Raw genomic sequence first — 20,502 nt, forward strand, 5'->3', positions numbered from 1 at the left:
TTTCGAAGGAGAAGGAACAATGGATCATACACGTACACTCGGCAAAACGAAGCTGAAGGTGAAGCGGATCGGACTCGGCGCTAATGCGGTTGGCGGGCATAATCTATTTCCAAATCTACATGATGAAACAGGGAAGGATTTAGTGCGCACGGCATTGGATGGCGGCGTGAACTTTATCGACACCGCCTTTATATATGGGTTGGGGCGATCTGAAGAATTAATCGGCGAAGTTGTGCAGGAGCGCGGCGCACGGAATGAGCTCATCATTGCCACCAAAGGTGCCCATAAAGAAGTGAATGGCAGCATTGAATTAGACAATAGCCGGGAGTTTCTTCGCAGTGAGGTGGAAAAGAGCCTGAAGCGGCTGAAAACAGATTACATTGATTTGTATTATGTTCATTTTCCGGATGGAAAAACGCCTCTCGCTGAAGTAGCGGGCACTTTGAAAGAGCTGAAGGATGAGGGGAAAATCAAAGCGATCGGCGCATCGAACCTTAATTATCAGCAATTGCAGGAATGTAATGCTGACGGCTATTTGGAGGTCTTCCAAGCCGAATACTCTCTCATTCAGCGTGATGCCGAGAAGGAGCTTCTTCCATACTGTGAACAACACGGCATTTCTTTTATTCCTTACTTTCCGCTTGCGTCCGGACTGCTGACAGGAAAATTCTCGCAAGACACAGTCTTTGATGACTTCAGAAAGGATAAACCGCAATTTCAGGGTGAAACATTTATCCACAATCTCAAAAAAGTAGATAAACTGAAAGCGGTAGCGGAGGAAAAACAAGCCGAGACAGCACATGTTGCTTTGGCGTGGCTGTTAACGAGACCAGCGATTGATGCCATTATTCCAGGAGCTAAACGACCTGAGCAATTACAGGATAACCTGAAAACCTTAAACGTTGATCTGACCGAGGATGAAGTGAATTTCATCAGCGACATTTTCAAATAAAAAAGGAAATAGCCGTCAAGGCTATTTCCTTTTGGTGTTTTATTCTTTGATGAATGCTTCGACTAATTCTGCTGCTCTGTAATCGTCCATATCAAGCTGCCATTGATCGATGTCATTTTTCTTCATTTTCACTTCAACTGTTTTTTCAGATGAAGCCGGTCCAAGCTTTTTGAATTCCTCAGGATAGACTTGAAGCGCGTATTTCACAGCTTCTTCATAGCTGGCATTAGAGTTTTTGCTATAGTAGTCTTTCACTTTGTCTTCGATACGGTCTGAAAGAGAAGATGCATCTACAGGTTTCACTGTGGCTTCAACAATGGCTTCGTCCTTAGAGATTGAAGTCGTTTTTGCCTGAATGGAAGAGTTTTTGCTTAATCCCTCTTTAATGCCGTTTACGATATTATCAAGCGCTTTGCTGTCCGCATATGTGCTGGAAAGGCCGGAAGCTGATAGATAACCGTCTTTGGCTGATTCGTTGAAGTCATTGACAATTTCATTCTTGTTAGCGCCGGTGATTTTTTCGAAATCGGCGTTATCTTTGCCGAAAAGAAGGACATCAATATAAGCCGATAACGCTTTTGCAGAATCTTGGAGCTTATCTGCCGTCGCCAAGATTTTTTTGTCTTTTCCGTCAATTTTAAAAGTAACTGATTTTGGCTTTTTATCACCGTAAGACTCCGGCGTATAGTTAAGCTCGTATTGCTTGCCTTTATCTACAACGAAGAACAGATTTCCTTCAACGGATTTGTCAGCGTTAATCGTGCTGCCTTGAAGCTTTTCACTATAGTCTTCAGGATCTGTGTCAGACATTTTCGTATCACCTTGATACAAAGTGAAATCCATGCTGTCTACATTCAGCGGGTCTTTTCCTGTGTTTTTCACAGCGACATTCACTTTTAACACAAGCTGGCCATCTGAAGTGGACTTATCATATTTAGACGGAAGCGTGTAAGAAACATCCTTGATTTTGACTTGAGCTATATCTGAGCTTTTTTCTGTTTCTGATTCTTTCTTATCCGCGCTTGTTTTGCTGCCGGAACAAGCAGCTGTAAACATCATCAGCAGAAGAATTAGGAAAACAGCGTACGTTTTTTTCTGAAACATTCATTTTTCCTCCTCAAATGGTTTAGGGAAGGGGAGTCTTTTGTCTTTGAGAAATGGATCTTTTTGAATGGATTAGCATCATATAACCAAAAAAATCAGTTCTTTTCTCACGGTTTTCACCGGATTTTCTGGAAACTCCGCCCTCCTTTGTCATGAATGGACCTATAAAAAGTTACAACGGAATTAATTTTAAGATTATTAGCTTTTATATTGAATAGGTTCATCATCCTATTTTTGGTGAAAAATGTTCTGGTAAAACTGGTAAACTCAGAAAAATGTGTATTTTAGACTATTACTTTTTAACCTGTTGAAGAGGACATATGAAGGATGAAAGGGGCTGTCTTTGTGAAGAAAGAGGAATTGAAACAAAAAGCACTGGAAATCGGCCGGGTGCCGACACACTTAAAACTGGAAATTGAAGATTTTGACGATGATGACAAAAGAGCTCATTTTTGTTGGACAGATCCTCAGGATGAGAATATCGGCATTATCGTGGAACTTGGACCGGGCGGGGAGCTGGAATCCCTTTCCCGTGATATGGAGCCTGAAAGCGGAGAAAGGCTGTCTGAGGAGAAACTAGAGGATATCATGCGCCAATTTGTAGAGACCCATCATCCGGGAGCACTCTCTGCCTTTGTTCGTGAAGAAAATGACCGTACATCCTGTGATAAAGTGAGATTTTCATATGTTCAAATGGAGGCCGGGCTTCCTCTCCCTATGAGCGGATTTATGGCTGATGTTTCTTTATCAGGTGAGATCGTTTCCTTCCGCTATTACGGCAAAGCGGGCAGCATCATCAAGCCAAAACGGATAGCGGATGTTGAAGAGGCACTTGCCTTCTTCAAGAAGGACGTGGAGTTTGACCTTTTGTTTGAAGTTCTCCATCGTTCTGTTTACGAAAACGGAGATGATCAGCCGCATTTGGTGTATGAGCCTGAATGCAGGGCCATTACCGTACCTGCGGATTTGGTTCAAGAAGAACAGGCAGTTGATGATGACGATGATTACAGGGAGCCGGAGAGCTTTCCTCTCCCTTTATTCGAGGAGATTTACGAAAAGGCCGATCCTGTCAGCATGATTGGAATCGAAAAAGGATTTGTCAAAGAACGGGAAGTGGATTTGGACGATGGGAGAATCGGGATCGTTTGGCGGAATCCGAATGAACCTATGTATCAGCCGGCGGATAAAAGTTTGTACAGTTGGTTCAAGGGACGGACGCATCAAGTGCTGAAAACCATCTATCACAAAGAAACCGGAAAACTCGAAGGCGTCATGTCATTTATGGAGAAAACAGGGCCGTTGACAGTAACTGAGGCAGAGTGCGAAAAAATCGCGCTGCGCTTTCTGTTTGCTTTATTTCCAAATGCCGATCAATATTTTAGGATCAGATACGACGAAAAGGATGAAGAAGAAAACGCAGTCGCTGGTTTTACGTTTGAAGCGCATTGTCACGGAGTTCCGCTCCGATTTGGGCAGATCAGAATTTGCGTCAGCCGCCAGACAGGGGATATCACCGTTTATATGGGGCCGGATATTAATCCAAATGAGCTGGCAGCCATTGATCCCGTTCCGGCCATTTCAGTTGAACAAGCCAAGTCTATCTTTTGGCAGCATTTTAAAGTTGAGCTTGGCTGGGAAAGAGAGTACGGGGATGATGAAGAACACAGCTACCGGCTCGTCTATCAGCCGGTGTATCCCCGTTTTATCGAAGCCCATACAGGAGAGCCTGTCTTTAGCTCATGGTAAAACAGCTAAAAGTCACACAATTGCCTTAGATTTATAAAGGGATATGTGATGAAAGTAACAGGAGGAATGTCAAAAAACAATGATAATAATAGAAAAGGACCTTTCTTCACTTTAAAAGAAGAAAGGTCCTTTTATATAATAAACTGGATTCTCTTTGTCGTAGACTCTTTGAAAGGATGACTTCATTGGTAAATAAACAGCTGAAAAAGAAGGCGCAAGAGATCGGGAATGTACCGCCGCATTATGAGCTTGAGATAGAAGATTATGATCAAAAACAAAAGAAGAAGGGGCGGGCATACTTCATCTGGAGGAACCCTGAAGATCCGGAAAAGCACATTACAGTGGAACTCGGAAATGACGGCGCTTTGCTCACCTTTTCAACATCCGTCCGCTCCGAGACAGACAAACAACTTCCAGACGCCGAGCTGAAGCTGACGGCTCTTCAGTTCGCCGCTGCTAACCATCCCGGCACATTTATGAATTTTCATTTTCAAGGCAAGGAAGAACGGAGGCAGCACATTCGTTTTATGTATACCAAAATGGAATTAGGGCTTCCGCTTCCTAATTCAGGCTTTTTAATTGATGTGACACGCAGCGGTCAGATCATCCATTTTTTATATTACGGAGAAGGGCACAAAGCCGAAGTTCCAAAAGAATTTGTAGCGAAAGAGAAGGTTGTGTCCCATTACTTAAATACAATGTCTTTTCAGCTGATGTACGATGTCATTGATGGCGATCAGGCACCCAGGCTTGTATATGAACCAATTCTGCCGGGATACAGCTATCCTGCGGATATAGACGAAATTGTGCCCGACCAGCATATCGGAGATGAAAGAATAGAAAACGCGGCGCCATTGCCGCAGCTTCGGAACAACGAAGAAGTCGATATATTTGCCTTGCTGGGTCTTACCCCTGATATGCAGAAAGTCAGTGAAAAAGACTTTGGGGAACAAATAGGAAGCACGTGGCGCAGGGGCACTGCACCGGAGCGTAAGGATCTGAGCATAGGAAGTTATTTTGAAACGAGAAATAAAAACACAATCAAAATGAAGACGGATAAAAGAACCGGAAAATTAAAAGCAGCGCTTTCTTTTATCGAGCGGCGCAACAACCGCCAATGCTCAATGGAAGAATGCCAGACAATAGCGCTTCAATTTTTGTATGCTCTTTATCCGAGAGCAGCCGAGTTTTTCAAATTGAATCCCGTCCGAATTGATGAAAGAGGGAGAATCCGCAATCATTTTTCTGTCTGGTATAAAGGAGTGCCGCTGCGGTTCGGCGCCGCCCGTATCATTGTCAATCCGGAAACGGGATTGATTGATGCTTTTATGGCGCCTGATATTGAACCTGAACAATTGGAAGCAATAAATCACAGGCCAGATATTTCCGCTGAAGAAGCGAGAGAAGCGTTTTTAGCCGCTTTTGATGTGAAGCTGGAATGGCAGCCTGATTTTACAGCAGGCAGTGACCAGCACTGCAAACTTGTCTATAAGCCGGTTTACCCTTCCTATATTGATGCGCACATAAGGAAAAAGAAAAGGCTGTGAGGGATGTCTAGTTGGGAATCATCTCCAAGTGGGGATAGTCCTTGAATCGTTTCCAATCCCCGCCCCATTCAAAACCGAGTTGCTTGGCGATCTCGACAACCTCCAGCCAATCTGATTTTCCATTTTGATTGCCGTCATATTCCATATCCCATATGATGCTGCCATCCTTTTTTTGAAGGGCGAAATCAATCGCTAAACCATAGTTGTGATACGATTCCCCTCCTCTTGCATAGGTGACAATATTCCCTTTTTTTGTACGTCCCTGTTTATATAATTCGTCTTGTTCCTTAAAGGATCTGAATCCTTCAGTAATAACGACGGTAATGCCTTTATTCGCTGCAGCGGCTTTGAGTGCATCGGCATTCTGCTTCACAATCGGATGAAGATCCGAAGGGACAGGCATGTGCTGCAAGGTGTTTTGAGAATGCCATTCATGCCGAATATAACTAACACAAAGATTTAGAAAAAATAGAATACATAAGATAACAGATGTTTTTGCGGCCAACTTCATATCGGTCTCACTTTCTCAAGATGTGCTGAATGTTAACGCTTTTAAGTGATTGACTCTCTCTAAAAGCGGACAGCTATGATAAAATATAACATAAATAGTAGCAGGAGGAAGGAGGCAGACTGATGAGAGCAAAGATTCCATCTGAAGAAGTAGCAGTAAAGCTAAATGAATGGTACAAGCTCATTCGCGCATTTGAAGCAGATCAAGCAGAAGCGTTAAAGCAGGAGATTGAATACGATTTAGAAGATATGGAAGAGAACCAGGACTTGCTTTTATATTTTTCTTTGATGGAATTCCGGCACCGAATCATGCTTGATAAGCTGATGCCGGTGAAAGACAGCGACACCAAGCCTCCGTTCTCTGATATGCTGAATGAAATTGAAAGCAATCAGCAAAAACTCACGGGCTTATTGGAATACTACTTTTATTACTTCAGAGGAATGTACGAATTTAAGCAGAAAAATTTCATATTAGCGATTGACCATTATAAACATGCTGAGGAGAAGCTCGAGTATGTTGAGGATGAGATCGAAAAAGCTGAGTTTCTTTTTAAGGTTGCAGAAGTGTATTACCACATCAAACAAACGTATTTTTCCATGAACTATGCGAGCCAGGCGCTTGATATCTATACAAAATATGAACTGTACGGCCGCCGCCGCGTGCAGTGTGAATTTATCATCGCCGGAAATTTGACGGATGTGTATCATCATGAAAAAGCACTGACCCACTTGTGCAGTGCCTTAGATCATGCCAGGCAGCTGGAAGAAACGTATATGATCGCCGCTGCCTATTATAATGTCGGCCACTGTAAATACAGCCTGGGCGATTACAAAGAAGCGGAGGGCTATTTCAAAACAGCCGCCGCTATTTTTGAGGAGCACAACTTTCAGCAGGCTGTTCAAGCTGTATTTTCACTGACTCATATGTACTGTAAAGAAGAAAAATACGACAAAGCAGTAGCGACATATGAACGCGGGATAAAGAGCGCGGCTGAATGGAAAGATGACATGTACTTGACGAAATTCCGCCTCATTCATGAGCTGTATCTTGGAAGCGGCGACCGGACCGTGCTTACAGAATGCTTTGACCTGCTGGAATCCAGGCAGCTTCTTGCCGACGCCGAAGATCTGCTGCATGATACAGCGGAACGTTTCAATCAGGTGGAACATTACGAGTCCGCCGCTTTCTTTTACCGCAGGCTGATGAATATTAAAAAGAAGCTAGCCGAGCAGCGCTTTCAATAGAAAAAAGCAGAGAACTACAGGTTCTCTGCTTTTTTTGTGCTGTTTTCAACTCGGAAAAACAGGGTATTTTCCACTGCATAGTGAGAAATCAGAGGAGGATATCATGTATGTATAAAGAGTTAACTGGAAAAACAGCGATTGTGACAGGGTCTTCAAAAGGAATCGGGAAAGCCATTGCGGAACGGTTCGGACAGGAGAAAATGAATGTTGTTGTAAACTATCACAGCGACCCGTCTGGAGCCGATGAAACTGTGGACATCATTAAGCAGAACGGAGGGAAAGCCGTTGCAGTTGAGGCGGATGTGTCCAAAGAAGAAGGGATTCAGGCGCTCTTGGACACCGCTTTAGAGCATTTCGGAACGCTCGATGTGATGGTAAACAACTCCGGTTTTAACGGCGTTGAGGCGATGCCGCACGAGATGAGTATTGAAGATTGGCAGAGAGTGATTGATGTCAATGTCACTGGAACCTTTATGGGAGCGAAAGCGGCACTTAACCACATGATGAAAAACAATATCAAGGGCAATGTGCTGAATATCTCAAGTGTTCATCAGCAGATTCCGCGCCCAGTCAATGTTCAGTATTCCACATCCAAAGGCGGCATCAAGATGATGACGGAAACGCTGGCGCTCAATTATGCGGATAAGGGAATCCGCGTCAATGCGATAGCGCCAGGCACCATTGCCACAGAATCAAATGTTGATACGAAAAAGGAAGAGAGCAGGCAAAAGCAATTGAAAAAAATCCCGATGAAAGCCTTCGGAAAACCGGAAGAGGTGGCGGCAGCAGCTGCTTGGCTCGTATCTGAGGAAGCAAGCTATGTGACCGGGACTACACTTTTCGTCGACGGCGGAATGACACTTTATCCGTCTCAGCTTGAATAGAACATCAAATACAGGGGGATTGCGGGATGAACACAGACTGGTGGAAGGATGCGGTGGTGTACCAGATTTATCCGAGAAGCTTTCAAGACAGCAATGGAGACGGAATTGGGGACTTGCGGGGGATTATTTCCCGTCTTGACTACATAAAGGAGCTCGGGGCGGATGTGATTTGGGTTTGCCCAATCTATCCTTCTCCGAATGTTGATTACGGCTATGATGTGACAGACCATAGGGCAATCATGGATTCATACGGAACAATGGACGATTTTCACGAGCTGCTGGACCAGGTGCATCAGCGGGGATTAAAGCTGGTGATGGACTTTGTGTTAAATCACACCTCGGTCGAGCATCCGTGGTTTAAAGAAGCGGAGCTGGACAAAAACAGCAAATACCGCAGCTATTATTACTGGCGTCCCGGCACAAAGAACGGCCCGCCGACGGACTGGCTCTCAAACTATGGCTGTCCGGTCTGGCAATACGAGGAGCATACCGGAGAATATTATCTCCATATGAACGCCGTCAAACAAGCTGATTTAAACTGGGAAAACCCCGAAGTTCGCCAAGCGGTGTATGACATGATGAAGTTTTGGCTCGATAAAGGGGTCGACGGCTTGCGCATTGATCAGCTCCATCTCATTTCTAAGAAAGAATATCTTCCTTCGTATGAGGACTATATCAATCAGCAGGCAGAGCCGAAGCCCTTTCAGCCAAATGGCGATCGAATCCATGACTATTTGAAAGAAATGACAGATGAAGTGTTTTCTCAATATGATGTCATGTCTGTCGGAGAGGTCGGCAATGTCACGCCGGAAGAAGGCCTAAAATATACGGGAACAGATAAGCATGAGCTGAATATGATTTTTCACTTTCAGCATATGGAGCTTGACCAGCAGCCCGGAAAAGAACATTGGGATGTAAAGCCACTTGAGCTTTCTGATTTAAAATCGGTTTTGACCGCATGGCAAAAAAAGCTTGAACATCAAGGCTGGAATACATTATATTGGTGCAACCACGACCAGCCCCGGATTGTATCCAGATTCGGGGACGATGGGAAATACCGCAAAGCATCTGCGAAAATGCTGGCTACCGTACTTTATTTCATGAAGGGCACGCCATACATTTATCAGGGAGAAGAAATCGGGATGACAAACGCGCCGTTCACCCAGATTGAGGACTACAAAGATATCCAAACGATCAATATGTATCATAAACGGGTATTTGAAAAAGGCTATGATCCAGAGGATGTGATGAGATCAATCTTAGCCAAAAGCCGGGATCATGCCCGGACCCCGATGCAGTGGAACAGCGGCAAACATGCCGGATTTACTGATGGCACGCCATGGCTGAAGGTCAACCCGAACTTCACCTCCATCAATGTGGAGGAAGCGCTGAGAGACCCCGATTCGGTCTTACTCTATTACAAAAAGCTGATCAGACTGAGAAAGCGGTATGCTGACCTTATAAAAGGAAGCTATGATCTTTTGCTTCCGGACGATCCGCAGTTGTTTGTATATATGAGAGAAAACGGTAACCAGCAGCTTTTGTCAGTCAATAATTTTTCAAAAGAGCAGGCTGTTTTCCCATGGCCTAAGAACTGCTGCAAAGCTCAGGCATCTCTGCTTCTCAGCAACTATCACAACAACGGCGACCTTGCTGACGAAATGGTGTTCCAGCCTTATGAAAGCAGGGTGTACCTTCTGGACAAAACAACCTAATGATTTAGCAGCCCGGCATTCAGCCGGGTTTTTTTAGTACATATATTCGCTCTGCAGGCGGGAAGAATAAAAAGAAAATGAAATTTATTCTTGCAAAACGTAATGACTTCGGTTTATTATGATATAGGATTACAAAATCGTTATCATTTTGATTTAAAGCTACTGAAAAAGAGGGGATATACGATATGTTTAAAAAATGGAGCGGTTTGTTTGTGATTGCAGCGTGCTTTTTATTGGTTGCAGCATGCGGCAACTCATCAACAAAAGGGTCGGCGGATTCAAAGGGTGATAAACTGCACGTTGTCACAACGTTTTATCCGATGTATGAATTCACAAAACAAATTGTAAAAGACAAAGGCGATGTGGATCTGTTAATCCCATCTTCCGTTGAACCGCATGATTGGGAACCGACGCCGAAAGACATTGCCAATATTCAGGATGCTGATCTGTTCGTTTATAATAGTGAATACATGGAGACATGGGTTCCGTCAGCTGAAAAAAGCATGGGCCAAGGCCACGCCGCTTTCGTTAACGCAAGCAAAGGCATTGATTTAATGGAAGGCTCTGAAGATGAACACGAAGACCACGATCATGGGGAGCATGAGCACAGTCATGCAATGGACCCTCACGTATGGCTAAGCCCTGTTCTGGCGCAAAAGGAAGTTAAAAATATTACGGCGCAAATCGTAAAGCAAGACCCGGTTAACAAAGAATACTATGAGAAAAATAGTAAAGAATATATTGCAAAACTGCAGGATCTTGATAAACTATATCGTACAACCGCAAAAAAAGCGGAGAAAAAAGAATTTATCACGCAGCATACTGCTTTTGGCTATCTCGCAAAAGAATATGGCCTGACGCAGGTTCCGATTGCAGGGCTTTCTCCTGACCAAGAACCGAGCGCAGCCAGCTTGGCAAAGCTGAAAACATATGCCAAAGAACATAATGTAAAAGTCATTTACTTTGAAGAAATTGCATCCTCAAAGGTCGCAGATACGCTCGCCAGTGAAATCGGCGCGAAGACAGAAGTGCTGAATACACTGGAAGGCTTAAGCAAAGAAGAACAGGATAAAGGTTTAGGGTATATCGACATTATGAAACAAAACCTCGATGCCCTGAAAGATTCACTATTGGTTAAATCATAAGATAGTGTGCGCCGGAGGGGTGCACACTATTTCTTTGTGAGAAAGGAAGATTAACATGAATCTCGTCTCATTGAAAGATATCGTATTCGGCTATTCCCATACGCCTGTTTTAGATAAAGTATCACTTGATATTGAAAGCGGTGAGTTCGTCGGCATCACTGGACCAAACGGCGCCTCTAAATCGACGCTCATAAAAGTAATGCTCGGCATGCTGAAACCGTGGGAAGGCACAGTGACGATCAGTAAAAGAAACACAGAAGGGAAACGCCTGACCATTGGGTACGTCCCGCAGCAAATTTCTTCATTTAACGCCGGCTTTCCGAGCACGGTGCTGGAGCTTGTTCAGTCAGGCCGATACACAAAAGGGAAATGGTTTAAACGTTTAAATGAAGAAGATCATCTTGAAGTAGAAAAAGCACTGAAAATGGTGGAAATGTGGGAGCTCCGCCATCGCAAAATCGGTGATTTATCAGGCGGACAGAAGCAGAAAATCTGTATCGCCAGAATGCTCGCCAGCAACCCGGATCTCCTGATGCTGGACGAACCGACAACTGCAGTTGACTACGACAGCAGAAAAGGATTTTACGAATTTATGCATCACCTCGTGAAAAATCACAACCGCACAGTTGTGATGGTTACTCACGAACAAAACGAAGTACAGCAATTTTTAGATAAAGTGATTCGGTTAGAGAGAGGAGAAAAAGGCGGATGGAAATGTTTGACTTGGAATTCATGCGACGAGCTTTTCTAGCAGGCGGCATGATTGCCATCATGGCTCCGATACTGGGAGTGTATCTCGTTCTCAGAAGACAGGCCTTAATGGCTGACACACTTTCACATATCTCGTTGTCAGGTGTTGCCATCGGCTTTTTTCTCAGCACCAATATTACCGCAGCGAGCATAGTCGTCGTGACCATCGGCGCGATCGGAATTGAATACATGCGGCGGGCGTATCGGACTTATTCAGAAGTGTCCATTGCCATCTTAATGGCAGCAGGTTTGTCCTTCGCGATGTTTTTAATCAGCCTTTCCAAAGGCACAGCCAATATGAGCATCGATCAATACCTATTTGGATCGCTTGTGACAGTCAACCAGCAGCAGGTCTATATTATCGGTATTATCACACTGCTGATCTTGCTTTACTTTATCGTATTGAGAAGGCCGCTCTACCTGCTGACGTTTGATGAAGCAACAGCCAAAACATCGGGAATCAATACAAACGTTCTCTCGTTGTCATTCAGTATTGTCACAGGTCTTGCGATTTCAGTCATTATACCGATCATCGGGGTCCTTCTTGTATCAGCCCTGCTCGTATTGCCGGCAGCATTCGCCATTAGAATTGCAAAAGGCTTTAACATGGTCTTCATTACAGCTATACTCATTTCGTTATTCAGCGTATTTGCGGGACTGACATCATCCTATCAGCTCGGGACGCCGCCAGGGCCGTCAATTACCCTGCTATTGATCGTTCTGCTTTTGCTCGGATTTGCAGTTCAGGGAGTTTGGATGTTTATCAAAAAAGAAGCACAGCGCAAAAAAGGGCGCCAATAACAAAAAAAGCAGTTTCCCCAGGGGAAACTGCTTTTTTTATAGAAATAATCCGGCAAGGCGCTCATACGATTCTTTTTTCGCCTCAAAATCAAACACATTGCACAGAGCCATGATTTCATTTGTTTCATAGCGGTCTGTGAGGTCTAACAGCTGCTGTTTGACAGTGCTTGGAGAACCGATTATCATCCGCTTTCTGTTTTCTGCAATGAGTTTTTTATCGGATTTAGTGTAGGGATGCGCTTTCGCTTCCTCGATGCTCGGCACGCGGCTGTCCAAGCCTTTTCCGACGCGAAGAAGCCATAAATCCTGGCTTAACGCGAGTTCCTCTGCCTCTTCATCTGATTTTGCGCAAATGACAAAAATCGTAAAAAGGGCGGCCGGATTTGGGAAATGGGCTGAGGGCCGAAAGCTTTCTCGGTAGATGCGGAACGCATTTTCTCCTCGTTCTGGATTAATGAAATGCCCAAATACATATCCAATCCCCTGGTGCGCTGCACGTCTTGCACTGTTTTCGCCAAGACCGAGCACCCATAGCTCTGGTGCAGTATCAATAAGGGGCGCCGCTTTGATTCCTGCATACGGATGGTCGGGAGGAAGGGAATCTGTGAGAAAATAAGAGACATCCTGCAGCTGTCTGTTAAATTCGGTTAAGCTTCTTTTCACCCCGTCTGTTAGCGCAAGCCGGGTTTTTGTCGTGCCTCCGGGGGAACGGCCGACGCCAAGGTCAATCCGGTTTGGGTACAGGGCTTCAAGCTGTCGAAAGGTTTCAGCCACCTTAAACGGGCTGTATTGAGGCAGGAGGACGCCGCCTGATCCGACACGAATCGTGTTTGTCTGTGCTGCGATGCGGGCGATCATGATTTCAGGCGCTGTGCTTGCCAGTCCTTTCGTGCTGTGGTGCTCGGCAAACCAATAACGCTTATAGCCCCACTGTTCGCTTAATTGAGCAAGCTCAACCGAATGCTGAAGAGTTGTCACAGGGCTTTCTCCTTTAGAAACAGGTGCCTGATCAAGTATGCTTACATGAATCAAATGGCCGCTTCCTTTCTGTCTGTTTTTACAATGTGACACAAGAATAGGCAAAATGACTCGCTCACGTCAAATGGTTTGTTTAAGAAGTGCATTTTATAGCATTTGCAAATCATATATCAAATATGGAAGTTTTTTTTCGAGGTTTTTCGTCAATTATTCTTAACTTTTACGAAACTTTGATATAATAACAAACGTATATATTAGTAATTTACGGCTTATTTTCCTTGTGAGCGTAAAAATAAATGTGACTATCTTCACATTTTGATGAGTAGGAGTGAATCGTGTGGCAATTTCTTTAGAAAAAGGTCAACGAATTGATTTAACAAAAGGAAAAGCCGGTCTGTCAAAATTGATGGTCGGTCTCGGCTGGGACCCAGTGTCCTCAGGCGGAGGATTCTTCAGCAAACTGCTTGGCGGAGGCGGTCCGAATATCGACTGTGACGCTTCAGTGCTGATGTTGGAAAACGGAAAATTCACCGAAAAGAAAAATCTGATTTATTTCGGCAACCTGAAAAGCCGCTGCGGCGGTGTACAGCATACAGGCGACAACCTGACGGGTGACGGTGCGGGCGATGACGAGCAAATTATGATAGATTTAGATAAAGTGCCTGGAAACATCGATAAGCTTGTATTTGTAGTGAACATTTACGATTGTGTCAGAAGAAAACAAGATTTCGGCATGATTCAAAATGCGTTTATTCGCGTAGTTGATCAATCTAATCATGAAGAAATGCTCAAATACAATTTGAGAGACAATTATGCCGGCAGAACAAGCCTGATTACAGCAGAAATCTACCGCAGCGGCAGTGAGTGGAAGTTTGCGGCGATTGGTGAAGGCACGAACGATACGAGATTAGAAGATATTATCAGCCGATACGTATAAAAGAAAAGGAGTGGATGAAACATGACAATTTCATTGGCAAAAGGACAAAAAGTAGATTTAACAAAAACAAATCCGGGTCTTTCAAAGGTTGTTGTCGGTTTAGGCTGGGATACGAACAAGTATGACGGCGGACACGACTTTGATCTTGACTCAAGTGTGTTTCTGTTAGACGCCGCAGGCAAATGCGCGTCACCAAACGACTTTATTTTCTATAACCAGCTTGAAGGCGGCAACGGTTCAGTCGTTCATTCAGGCGACAACCTGACTGGTGCTGGCGAAGGCGACGATGAGAATGTAAAAGTAAATCTCAGCGCTGTACCGGCAAACATTGATAAAATCTCATTTGTTATCACCATTCACGAAGCAGAAGCGCGCAGCCAAAACTTTGGACAAGTTTCAAACGCGTTCGTCCGCATCGTAAATGAAGAAACAAATGAAGAGCTCATCCGTTACGATCTTGCAGAAGATTTCTCTATTGAAACGGCAATCATTGCAGGGGAGCTTTACAGACATAACGGCGAGTGGAAATTCTCCGCAATCGGCTCAGGCTACCAAGGCGGCCTTGCCCGCATTGCAACAGACTACGGTTTGCAAGTCGGTTAAGAAAAATACGAAGAGCAGAAAGGAGAGAGGCAGTATGGCCATTCAATTATCAAAAGGACAGCGCATTGATTTAACGAAAACAAATCCGGGACTGACAAAAGCGGTGATCGGTTTAGGCTGGGATACAAACAAGTACTCCGGCGGACACGATTTTGACCTGGATGCTTCGGCCTTTTTAGTTGATGCGCATGATAACTGCGTAAATGATCTCGATTTCGTCTTCTATAATAACCTTGAACACCCGAGCGGCGGTGTCATCCATACGGGTGACAACCGTACGGGTGAAGGCGACGGAGATGATGAGCAGATTATCGTGGATTTCTCAAAAATTCCTGCTCACATTGAGAAAATCGGCATCACAGTGACCATTCACGATGCTGAAGCACGCAGCCAAAACTTCGGACAAGTTTCCAATGCGTTTGTGCGTGTTGTGGACGAAGAGACGCAGAATGAGCTTCTTCGCTTCGATTTGGGAGAAGACTTCTCCATAGAAACAGCTGTTGTCGTTTGTGAGCTATACAGACACGGCGGCGAGTGGAAATTCAATGCGATCGGCAGCGGTTTTTCCGGCGGGCTGGCTGCATTGTGCCGGAATTACGGTTTGCAAGTGTAAACGAGTGACAAATAGAGAAGTCACCGTTTCAAATTAATAGGAGGAAAAAACTTGGACTTTTTACATCATATCATGTCTACGTATGCTTCATTTTTCGATTGGAAAATGTGGGGGGAAGTTCTGACTGATCCTGTTTCCTGGGGTCTGATCGGTTCCCTTGTTGTTCTGGAAGGCCTTTTATCGGCCGATAACGCGCTTGTTCTTGCGGTCATGGTCAAACACCTGCCGGAAAAACAGCGTAAAAAAGCGTTAACGTATGGTTTGTTTGGAGCTTATATTTTCAGGTTTATTTTCATCGGGCTCGGTATGCTCCTCATTAAATTCTGGTGGATCAAGGTGCTTGGCGCGCTTTACCTGGCTTGGCTCGTCATTAAGCACTTCTGGATAGGCGAAAAAGAAGAAGAAGCGGACGGCATGAAGAAAAACTCTTGGATGGTCCGCACGTTCGGGATCTTCTGGGCGACTGTCGTTTCAGTAGAATTAATGGATCTTGCCTTCTCTGTGGACAGCATCCTGGCCGCGTTTGCGGTATCTGAAAAAGTATGGGTGCTTCTGATCGGCGGTATGCTTGGTATTTTAATGATGCGTACAGTGGCAAAAGTGTTCCTTGTGCTGATTGATAAAATCCCTGAGCTGGAAAACACAGCATTCGTGTTAATCGGCATTATCGCGCTCAAAATGGCGGGGAGCGCTTTCCATTACGAAATGCCGCACTCTGTATTCTTCATCATCATTATCGCTGCATTTGCGGTAACATTGATCATTCACTACATCAACAAACAAAAGCAGGTGCGCGAACAAACAGCCGCTTCAAAAGAAGAATAAAACAAAACAAGGAGGGAGGTTCAATGTCCTTCCTTTTTTGTTACCGAAATATCGTTCAATGACAAACCGGAAAGGAGGATATGATGAGACAAGAAGAAGTAATCATTCATAAAGCACTTCCGGCTGATGGGGATTGGAAAAGCCTGCTGTTTCAGCCATTGCCGGAGCGGGATCACTATGAAACAGCACAGGGCCTTTCGTTTTCCCGCCTTGCCGGACAGATATTAGGCACGCCTATTGATGAGACAGACTACTATAACGAGCTGTATGAGCTGTCTGTAAATGACCGCATGACTATTTTGAGTGAAACGCTTGATAAAACAATCGAACCGGAAACATTTCAAAAGCTTCAGCATATTCATTCCATCAATCAGAAAGAAAAAGGGCTGTCAGTCAGCCGCTTTGTTGCCTTTCTGGACGGGGAAAAGCTGATTGCGAAGCACTCAAACCCCTTGATGCACCGCCATTTAAGAAAAGCGCTGATGACGCTTTTACATACCTTTGCGGACAGTCATGAGAAGGGGCTGAATCATCCTGATTTTCGCAGAGTGCTGCTTGATGTCTCGAAGTTTTCTTTAAATCACCTGAATCCGTGGCTGGAAAAAACCGATATAGAGCGTGAGATGCCAAAGGTTGTTTGGTATGGAGATGCGACGAAAAGCCAGCTCTATTTCTTATATTATCTGATGCTGGTCGGCTGTGATGTTCTGCTGTTTCATCCGGCGGGTACCGATCAGCTGGCGCTTGTCGATCCAAAGCAGGAGCTCAGTTTTACGGAAAAGCTCCCGGATGTTTCGGAGCTTCAGCCGTTTCCGAAAGAAAAACCAGACCGTAAATCAACAGTGGCTTACCGCTCAACAAAAGAAATTGAACATGTGCTGAATCACGAGGAGTCCATGCTGTACAAGCCATGGCAGTTCAGAGATCACACACCGGTGTCCGTTACGCTGAAAACGACCTATGATGAACTGTTTTTAATCACGAAAGAACGCGCCTTTATTCGGCCGAATTTCAAAGCAGATAAACACTCCATTGAAATTCCGAATGTATTCGCCAAAATTATGGGCGTGTCGAAAGACAATAAGGAATATTGGAACAGGCTTCATACTCTAGCGGATTATCAGGAAACAGAAATGGTCAGAAGCTTTCCATTTACAGAAGAAATAAAGTCGAACTATCAATTTCACTACAGCCACGCACTTGATCAAGAAGGGAATATTGATCCGGACAAGCTGATGGCAAGCAATGTGTGGCAGTACAAACAGCTGCCGGCGGGCGTTCAGACCGCCATTGCCAAAACGATTTCGAGAATGTGCAGGCATCCTCGGCTTAAGGCTTTGCATCAGGAACAAGTCAAGGATGTTCAAATCTATTTGTTTAAACAAACGACAAACCTGCCTGCTAATCTGCTGAAATTAATTCAAATGTTTGACTATGCGCAAACCGTTCCGAAACTCGTTTTATATCATATGGAAATGAGCGGCGGACTCACGCGTTCGGATGCTGCCGCCCTGCTGTTCCTGAATGAAATCGGAATCGATATCATCATTTATAATCCGCCCGGACACCAAGATATTGAGCAGTTTATTGAAGAGGATCAGTATGATATCCACTGGCTGGACGACATGGTGTTCCAGCAGGACTACAAAGAGCCTTCGCTTGTGAAAAGGCTCTTCAGAAACATTACCCAAAAATAAGGAGAGAAGAAAAGCATGACAACAGAAAATCAAAATCCGCTTGTTCTCGATAAAAATGAAGAGATTTCCCAGCAAAAAGCTGACGATATCCGTCTTCAGCTCCGTCAGGAACCAGAGGTAAAGCGGCTTGCTCAACAAATTGACGTCAAAAACCAAATGGAGCTGCTTGAGTACGGCAAGGAGCCGGCCGTTGAAATTTCCAAGTTCTCTGACCGCATCTTGGGGATGATGAAAACAACAAGTGTGACAGACTCTGGCACAATGCTGACCCAGCTTGGAAAAATCATGGACCGCTTCGACAAAAATGATTTTGATGAGCCTAAGGGATTAATGGCGAAAATTTTCAAACGCGGCGGCAGCATGATTGAAAAAATCTTTAAAAAGTATCAGACACTTGGCGGAGAGATTGAAAAAATCAACGTTGAGATTTCGAAATACAAAGATGAGATGACGAAGACGAACTACACGCTCGATGAAATGTATGAAAACAATATCAAATACTATATGGAGCTTGAAAAATACGTCGTTGCCGGGCAGATGAAACTGGAAGAGATGCAGTCGATCCTTCCTTCATATGAGGAAAAAGCGGCAAGCGGAAACCAGCTGGCGCAAATGCAGCTCGATACACTGCGCAACGGCATTCAGGCGCTTGAGGAACGGGTGTATGATCTTGACATGGCACGGATGGTGGCGCTTCAAACCGCACCACAAATCCGTCTCCTGCAGCGCGGAAACGCAAAGCTGATCGGGAAAATCAACTCCGCGTTTATCATTACCATTCCGATTTTCAAAAACGGCATTATTCAGGCTGTTACGGTGAAACGGCAAAAGCTTGTGGCTGATTCTATGAGCGAGCTTGACCGCCGGACAAACGAGATGCTAAAACGAAATGCTGAAAACATCTCGAGCCAAAGTGTTGAAATTGCGAGAATGGCCGGCAGACCGAGCATAGATATTGAAACGATCGAATCGTCTTGGAACACGATTGTCAGCGGCATGCAGGAAACAAAACAAATCGAAGAAGAAAACAAACGCCTCCGCGAAGACGGCGCGAGACGAATTGCCCAGCTTCAGGATAATATTAAAAAAGCAGCATTGCAGCAATAATCAGAACCCCGCTTGTGGAACATAAGCGGGGTTTTTCATTTACATCATTTAGTTAATGACAATGTGTAAAGACAGGTGTAAACTTAAACGGTAATCATTTTGCATATCAGAGGTGTTGGCAATGGGAAAACAACAGCCTATATCCCAGCGTAAACTGCTGGGCGTCGCCGGTTTGGGGTGGCTGTTTGATGCAATGGATGTCGGAATATTATCGTTTATTATCGCCGCGCTCCATGTAGAGTGGAATCTGTCGCCCGAGGAAATGAAATGGATCGGAAGCGTCAATTCCATCGGCATGGCTGCGGGAGCGTTTTTGTTTGGTCTGCTGGCTGATCGAATCGGCCGAAAAAAAGTATTTATTATCACCCTTCTATGCTTTTCCATCGGAAGCGGCATTTCAGCTTTTGTGACGAGCTTATCGGCATTTCTAATCCTTCGTTTTGTGATCGGCATGGGACTTGGCGGAGAGCTTCCAGTCGCTTCGACACTCGTTTCGGAAGCGGTTGTGCCTGAAAAGCGGGGCAGAGTGATTGTGCTTCTGGAGAGCTTTTGGGCTGTGGGCTGGCTCGCAGCGGCCTTGATTTCTTACTTTGTGATACCAAGCTTCGGCTGGCAGGCTGCCCTGCTGTTAACCGCACTGACTGCTTTTTATGCGTTATACCTGCGGACGAGTCTGCCTGATTCACCAAAATATGAATCGCTTTCTGCCAAAAAGAAATCTGTGTGGGAGAATGTAAAAAGCGTCTGGGCAAGACAGTATATACGGCCGACCGTAATGCTGTCGATCGTTTGGTTCTGTGTGGTGTTTTCTTATTACGGCATGTTCCTATGGCTCCCGAGTGTCATGCTGCTGAAAGGCTTCAGCATGATTCAAAGCTTTGAATATGTCCTGCTGATGACGCTTGCTCAGCTACCGGGCTATTTCTCTGCCGCATGGCTGATTGAAAAAGCGGGCCGGAAGTGGATACTCATCATTTACCTGATTGGTACAGCAGGAAGCGCCTATTTCTTTGGAACGGCTGATTCTTTAGGCCTTCTGCTTACGGCTGGAATGCTGTTATCGTTTTTCAATCTCGGTGCGTGGGGCGTGCTGTATGCGTATACCCCGGAGCAATATCCGACTGCGATTCGCGCAACAGGTTCAGGAACGACAGCGGCGTTTGGAAGAATCGGCGGCATCTTCGGACCTTTGCTCGTTGGAACGCTCGCAGCCCGTCATATTTCGTTTTCGGTTATCTTTTCAATCTTTTGCATTGCCATCTTACTCGCGGTTGCTTGTATTTTGATTATGGGGAAAGAGACGAAACAAACTGAGCTGGAATAGGAAAAGCACCTCTTGAAAG

General features: G+C 44.9%; 20 protein-coding genes. 16 read left to right on the forward strand and 4 right to left on the reverse strand.

The features are described 5' to 3' along the window. Window positions 1-19 precede the first annotated feature (19 nt). Window positions 20-952: an aldo/keto reductase gene (locus tag JQX68_RS01630; protein ID WP_069148903.1), complete on the forward strand. Its 933-nt coding sequence runs from the start codon at window positions 20-22 to the stop codon at window positions 950-952. Window positions 953-991: 39 nt separating this feature from the next. Here the strand turns inward: JQX68_RS01630 and JQX68_RS01635 are convergent, their stop codons facing one another. Together JQX68_RS01635 and JQX68_RS01640 are read right to left on the reverse strand one after the other, a co-directional pair. Then, a complete protein-coding gene (locus JQX68_RS01635; protein ID WP_147772865.1) occupies window positions 992-2,056 on the reverse strand; it encodes a DUF4352 domain-containing protein in 1,065 nt (354 codons plus the stop codon). A gap of 22 nt (window positions 2,057-2,078) precedes the next feature. Further along, a complete protein-coding gene (locus JQX68_RS01640; RefSeq protein WP_134976045.1) occupies window positions 2,079-2,210 on the reverse strand; it encodes a hypothetical protein in 132 nt (43 codons plus the stop codon). Window positions 2,211-2,383: 173 nt separating this feature from the next. Here JQX68_RS01640 and JQX68_RS01645 point away from each other — a divergent pair, with 173 nt between their 5' ends. Together JQX68_RS01645 and JQX68_RS01650 are read left to right on the forward strand one after the other, a co-directional pair. Then, a complete protein-coding gene (locus tag JQX68_RS01645; protein ID WP_205440476.1) occupies window positions 2,384-3,802 on the forward strand; it encodes a YcdB/YcdC domain-containing protein in 1,419 nt (472 codons plus the stop codon). A gap of 185 nt (window positions 3,803-3,987) precedes the next feature. Next, a complete protein-coding gene (locus JQX68_RS01650) occupies window positions 3,988-5,349 on the forward strand; it encodes a YcdB/YcdC domain-containing protein (protein WP_147772867.1) in 1,362 nt (453 codons plus the stop codon). A 7-nt stretch (window positions 5,350-5,356) separates the two neighbouring features. Here the strand turns inward: JQX68_RS01650 and cwlK are convergent, their stop codons facing one another. Further along, a complete protein-coding gene (cwlK, locus tag JQX68_RS01655; RefSeq protein WP_205440477.1) occupies window positions 5,357-5,860 on the reverse strand; it encodes a peptidoglycan L-alanyl-D-glutamate endopeptidase CwlK in 504 nt (167 codons plus the stop codon). 122 nt (window positions 5,861-5,982) lie between these two features. On the opposite strand from cwlK, the gene rapJ reads away from it, so the two are divergent. From rapJ to znuB, 6 genes are all read left to right on the forward strand, one after another. After that, window positions 5,983-7,104 (forward strand): response regulator aspartate phosphatase RapJ, encoded by a 1,122-nt coding sequence (gene rapJ, locus JQX68_RS01660; RefSeq protein ID WP_014662670.1) that lies wholly within the window; start codon window positions 5,983-5,985, stop codon window positions 7,102-7,104. A 107-nt stretch (window positions 7,105-7,211) separates the two neighbouring features. After that, window positions 7,212-7,988 carry an SDR family oxidoreductase gene (locus JQX68_RS01665; RefSeq protein WP_014662671.1) on the forward strand — a complete coding sequence of 259 codons (777 nt, stop codon included), beginning with the start codon at window positions 7,212-7,214 and terminating at the stop codon, window positions 7,986-7,988. A gap of 26 nt (window positions 7,989-8,014) precedes the next feature. Continuing rightward, window positions 8,015-9,703, forward strand: coding sequence for a glycoside hydrolase family 13 protein (locus tag JQX68_RS01670; protein WP_205440478.1), 1,689 nt, complete (start codon window positions 8,015-8,017; stop codon window positions 9,701-9,703). A gap of 185 nt (window positions 9,704-9,888) precedes the next feature. Beyond that, window positions 9,889-10,848, forward strand: coding sequence for a metal ABC transporter substrate-binding protein (locus JQX68_RS01675; protein WP_205440479.1), 960 nt, complete (start codon window positions 9,889-9,891; stop codon window positions 10,846-10,848). A gap of 55 nt (window positions 10,849-10,903) precedes the next feature. Then, window positions 10,904-11,599, forward strand: a complete 696-nt coding sequence (znuC, locus tag JQX68_RS01680) for a zinc ABC transporter ATP-binding protein ZnuC (protein WP_014475714.1) — start codon at window positions 10,904-10,906, stop codon at window positions 11,597-11,599. Further along, window positions 11,557-12,399 carry a zinc ABC transporter permease ZnuB gene (gene znuB, locus JQX68_RS01685; protein WP_014662674.1) on the forward strand — a complete coding sequence of 281 codons (843 nt, stop codon included), beginning with the start codon at window positions 11,557-11,559 and terminating at the stop codon, window positions 12,397-12,399. Before znuC ends, znuB begins: the two co-directional genes overlap by 43 nt. Before the next feature lie 36 nt (window positions 12,400-12,435). Here the strand turns inward: znuB and JQX68_RS01690 are convergent, their stop codons facing one another. Continuing rightward, window positions 12,436-13,431, reverse strand: a complete 996-nt coding sequence (locus tag JQX68_RS01690; RefSeq protein ID WP_147772872.1) for an LLM class flavin-dependent oxidoreductase — start codon at window positions 13,429-13,431, stop codon at window positions 12,436-12,438. A gap of 283 nt (window positions 13,432-13,714) precedes the next feature. Here JQX68_RS01690 and JQX68_RS01695 point away from each other — a divergent pair, with 283 nt between their 5' ends. From JQX68_RS01695 to niaP, 7 genes are all read left to right on the forward strand, one after another. Next, complete coding sequence (locus JQX68_RS01695; protein ID WP_014662676.1) at window positions 13,715-14,314, forward strand: TerD family protein; 600 nt, start codon at window positions 13,715-13,717, stop codon at window positions 14,312-14,314. Window positions 14,315-14,335: 21 nt separating this feature from the next. Continuing rightward, window positions 14,336-14,917 (forward strand): TerD family protein, encoded by a 582-nt coding sequence (locus JQX68_RS01700; RefSeq protein ID WP_014475718.1) that lies wholly within the window; start codon window positions 14,336-14,338, stop codon window positions 14,915-14,917. A 34-nt stretch (window positions 14,918-14,951) separates the two neighbouring features. After that, a complete protein-coding gene (locus tag JQX68_RS01705) occupies window positions 14,952-15,530 on the forward strand; it encodes a TerD family protein (RefSeq protein ID WP_003241242.1) in 579 nt (192 codons plus the stop codon). Between the two features lie 51 nt (window positions 15,531-15,581). Next, on the forward strand, window positions 15,582-16,355 hold the full coding sequence (locus tag JQX68_RS01710; protein ID WP_014662678.1) for a TerC family protein: 774 nt from the start codon (window positions 15,582-15,584) through the stop codon (window positions 16,353-16,355). An 83-nt stretch (window positions 16,356-16,438) separates the two neighbouring features. Then, window positions 16,439-18,052 (forward strand): YceG family protein, encoded by a 1,614-nt coding sequence (locus tag JQX68_RS01715; protein WP_205440480.1) that lies wholly within the window; start codon window positions 16,439-16,441, stop codon window positions 18,050-18,052. A 15-nt stretch (window positions 18,053-18,067) separates the two neighbouring features. After that, window positions 18,068-19,159: a toxic anion resistance protein gene (locus JQX68_RS01720; RefSeq protein ID WP_014662680.1), complete on the forward strand. Its 1,092-nt coding sequence runs from the start codon at window positions 18,068-18,070 to the stop codon at window positions 19,157-19,159. A 121-nt stretch (window positions 19,160-19,280) separates the two neighbouring features. Next, complete coding sequence (gene niaP / locus JQX68_RS01725; RefSeq protein ID WP_069148909.1) at window positions 19,281-20,483, forward strand: niacin permease NiaP; 1,203 nt, start codon at window positions 19,281-19,283, stop codon at window positions 20,481-20,483. The last annotated feature ends 19 nt before the right edge of the window (window positions 20,484-20,502 follow it).

The sequence above is a fragment of the Bacillus sp. LJBS06 genome, from assembly GCF_016924995.1.
Lineage (GTDB): Bacteria > Bacillota > Bacilli > Bacillales > Bacillaceae > Bacillus > Bacillus stercoris.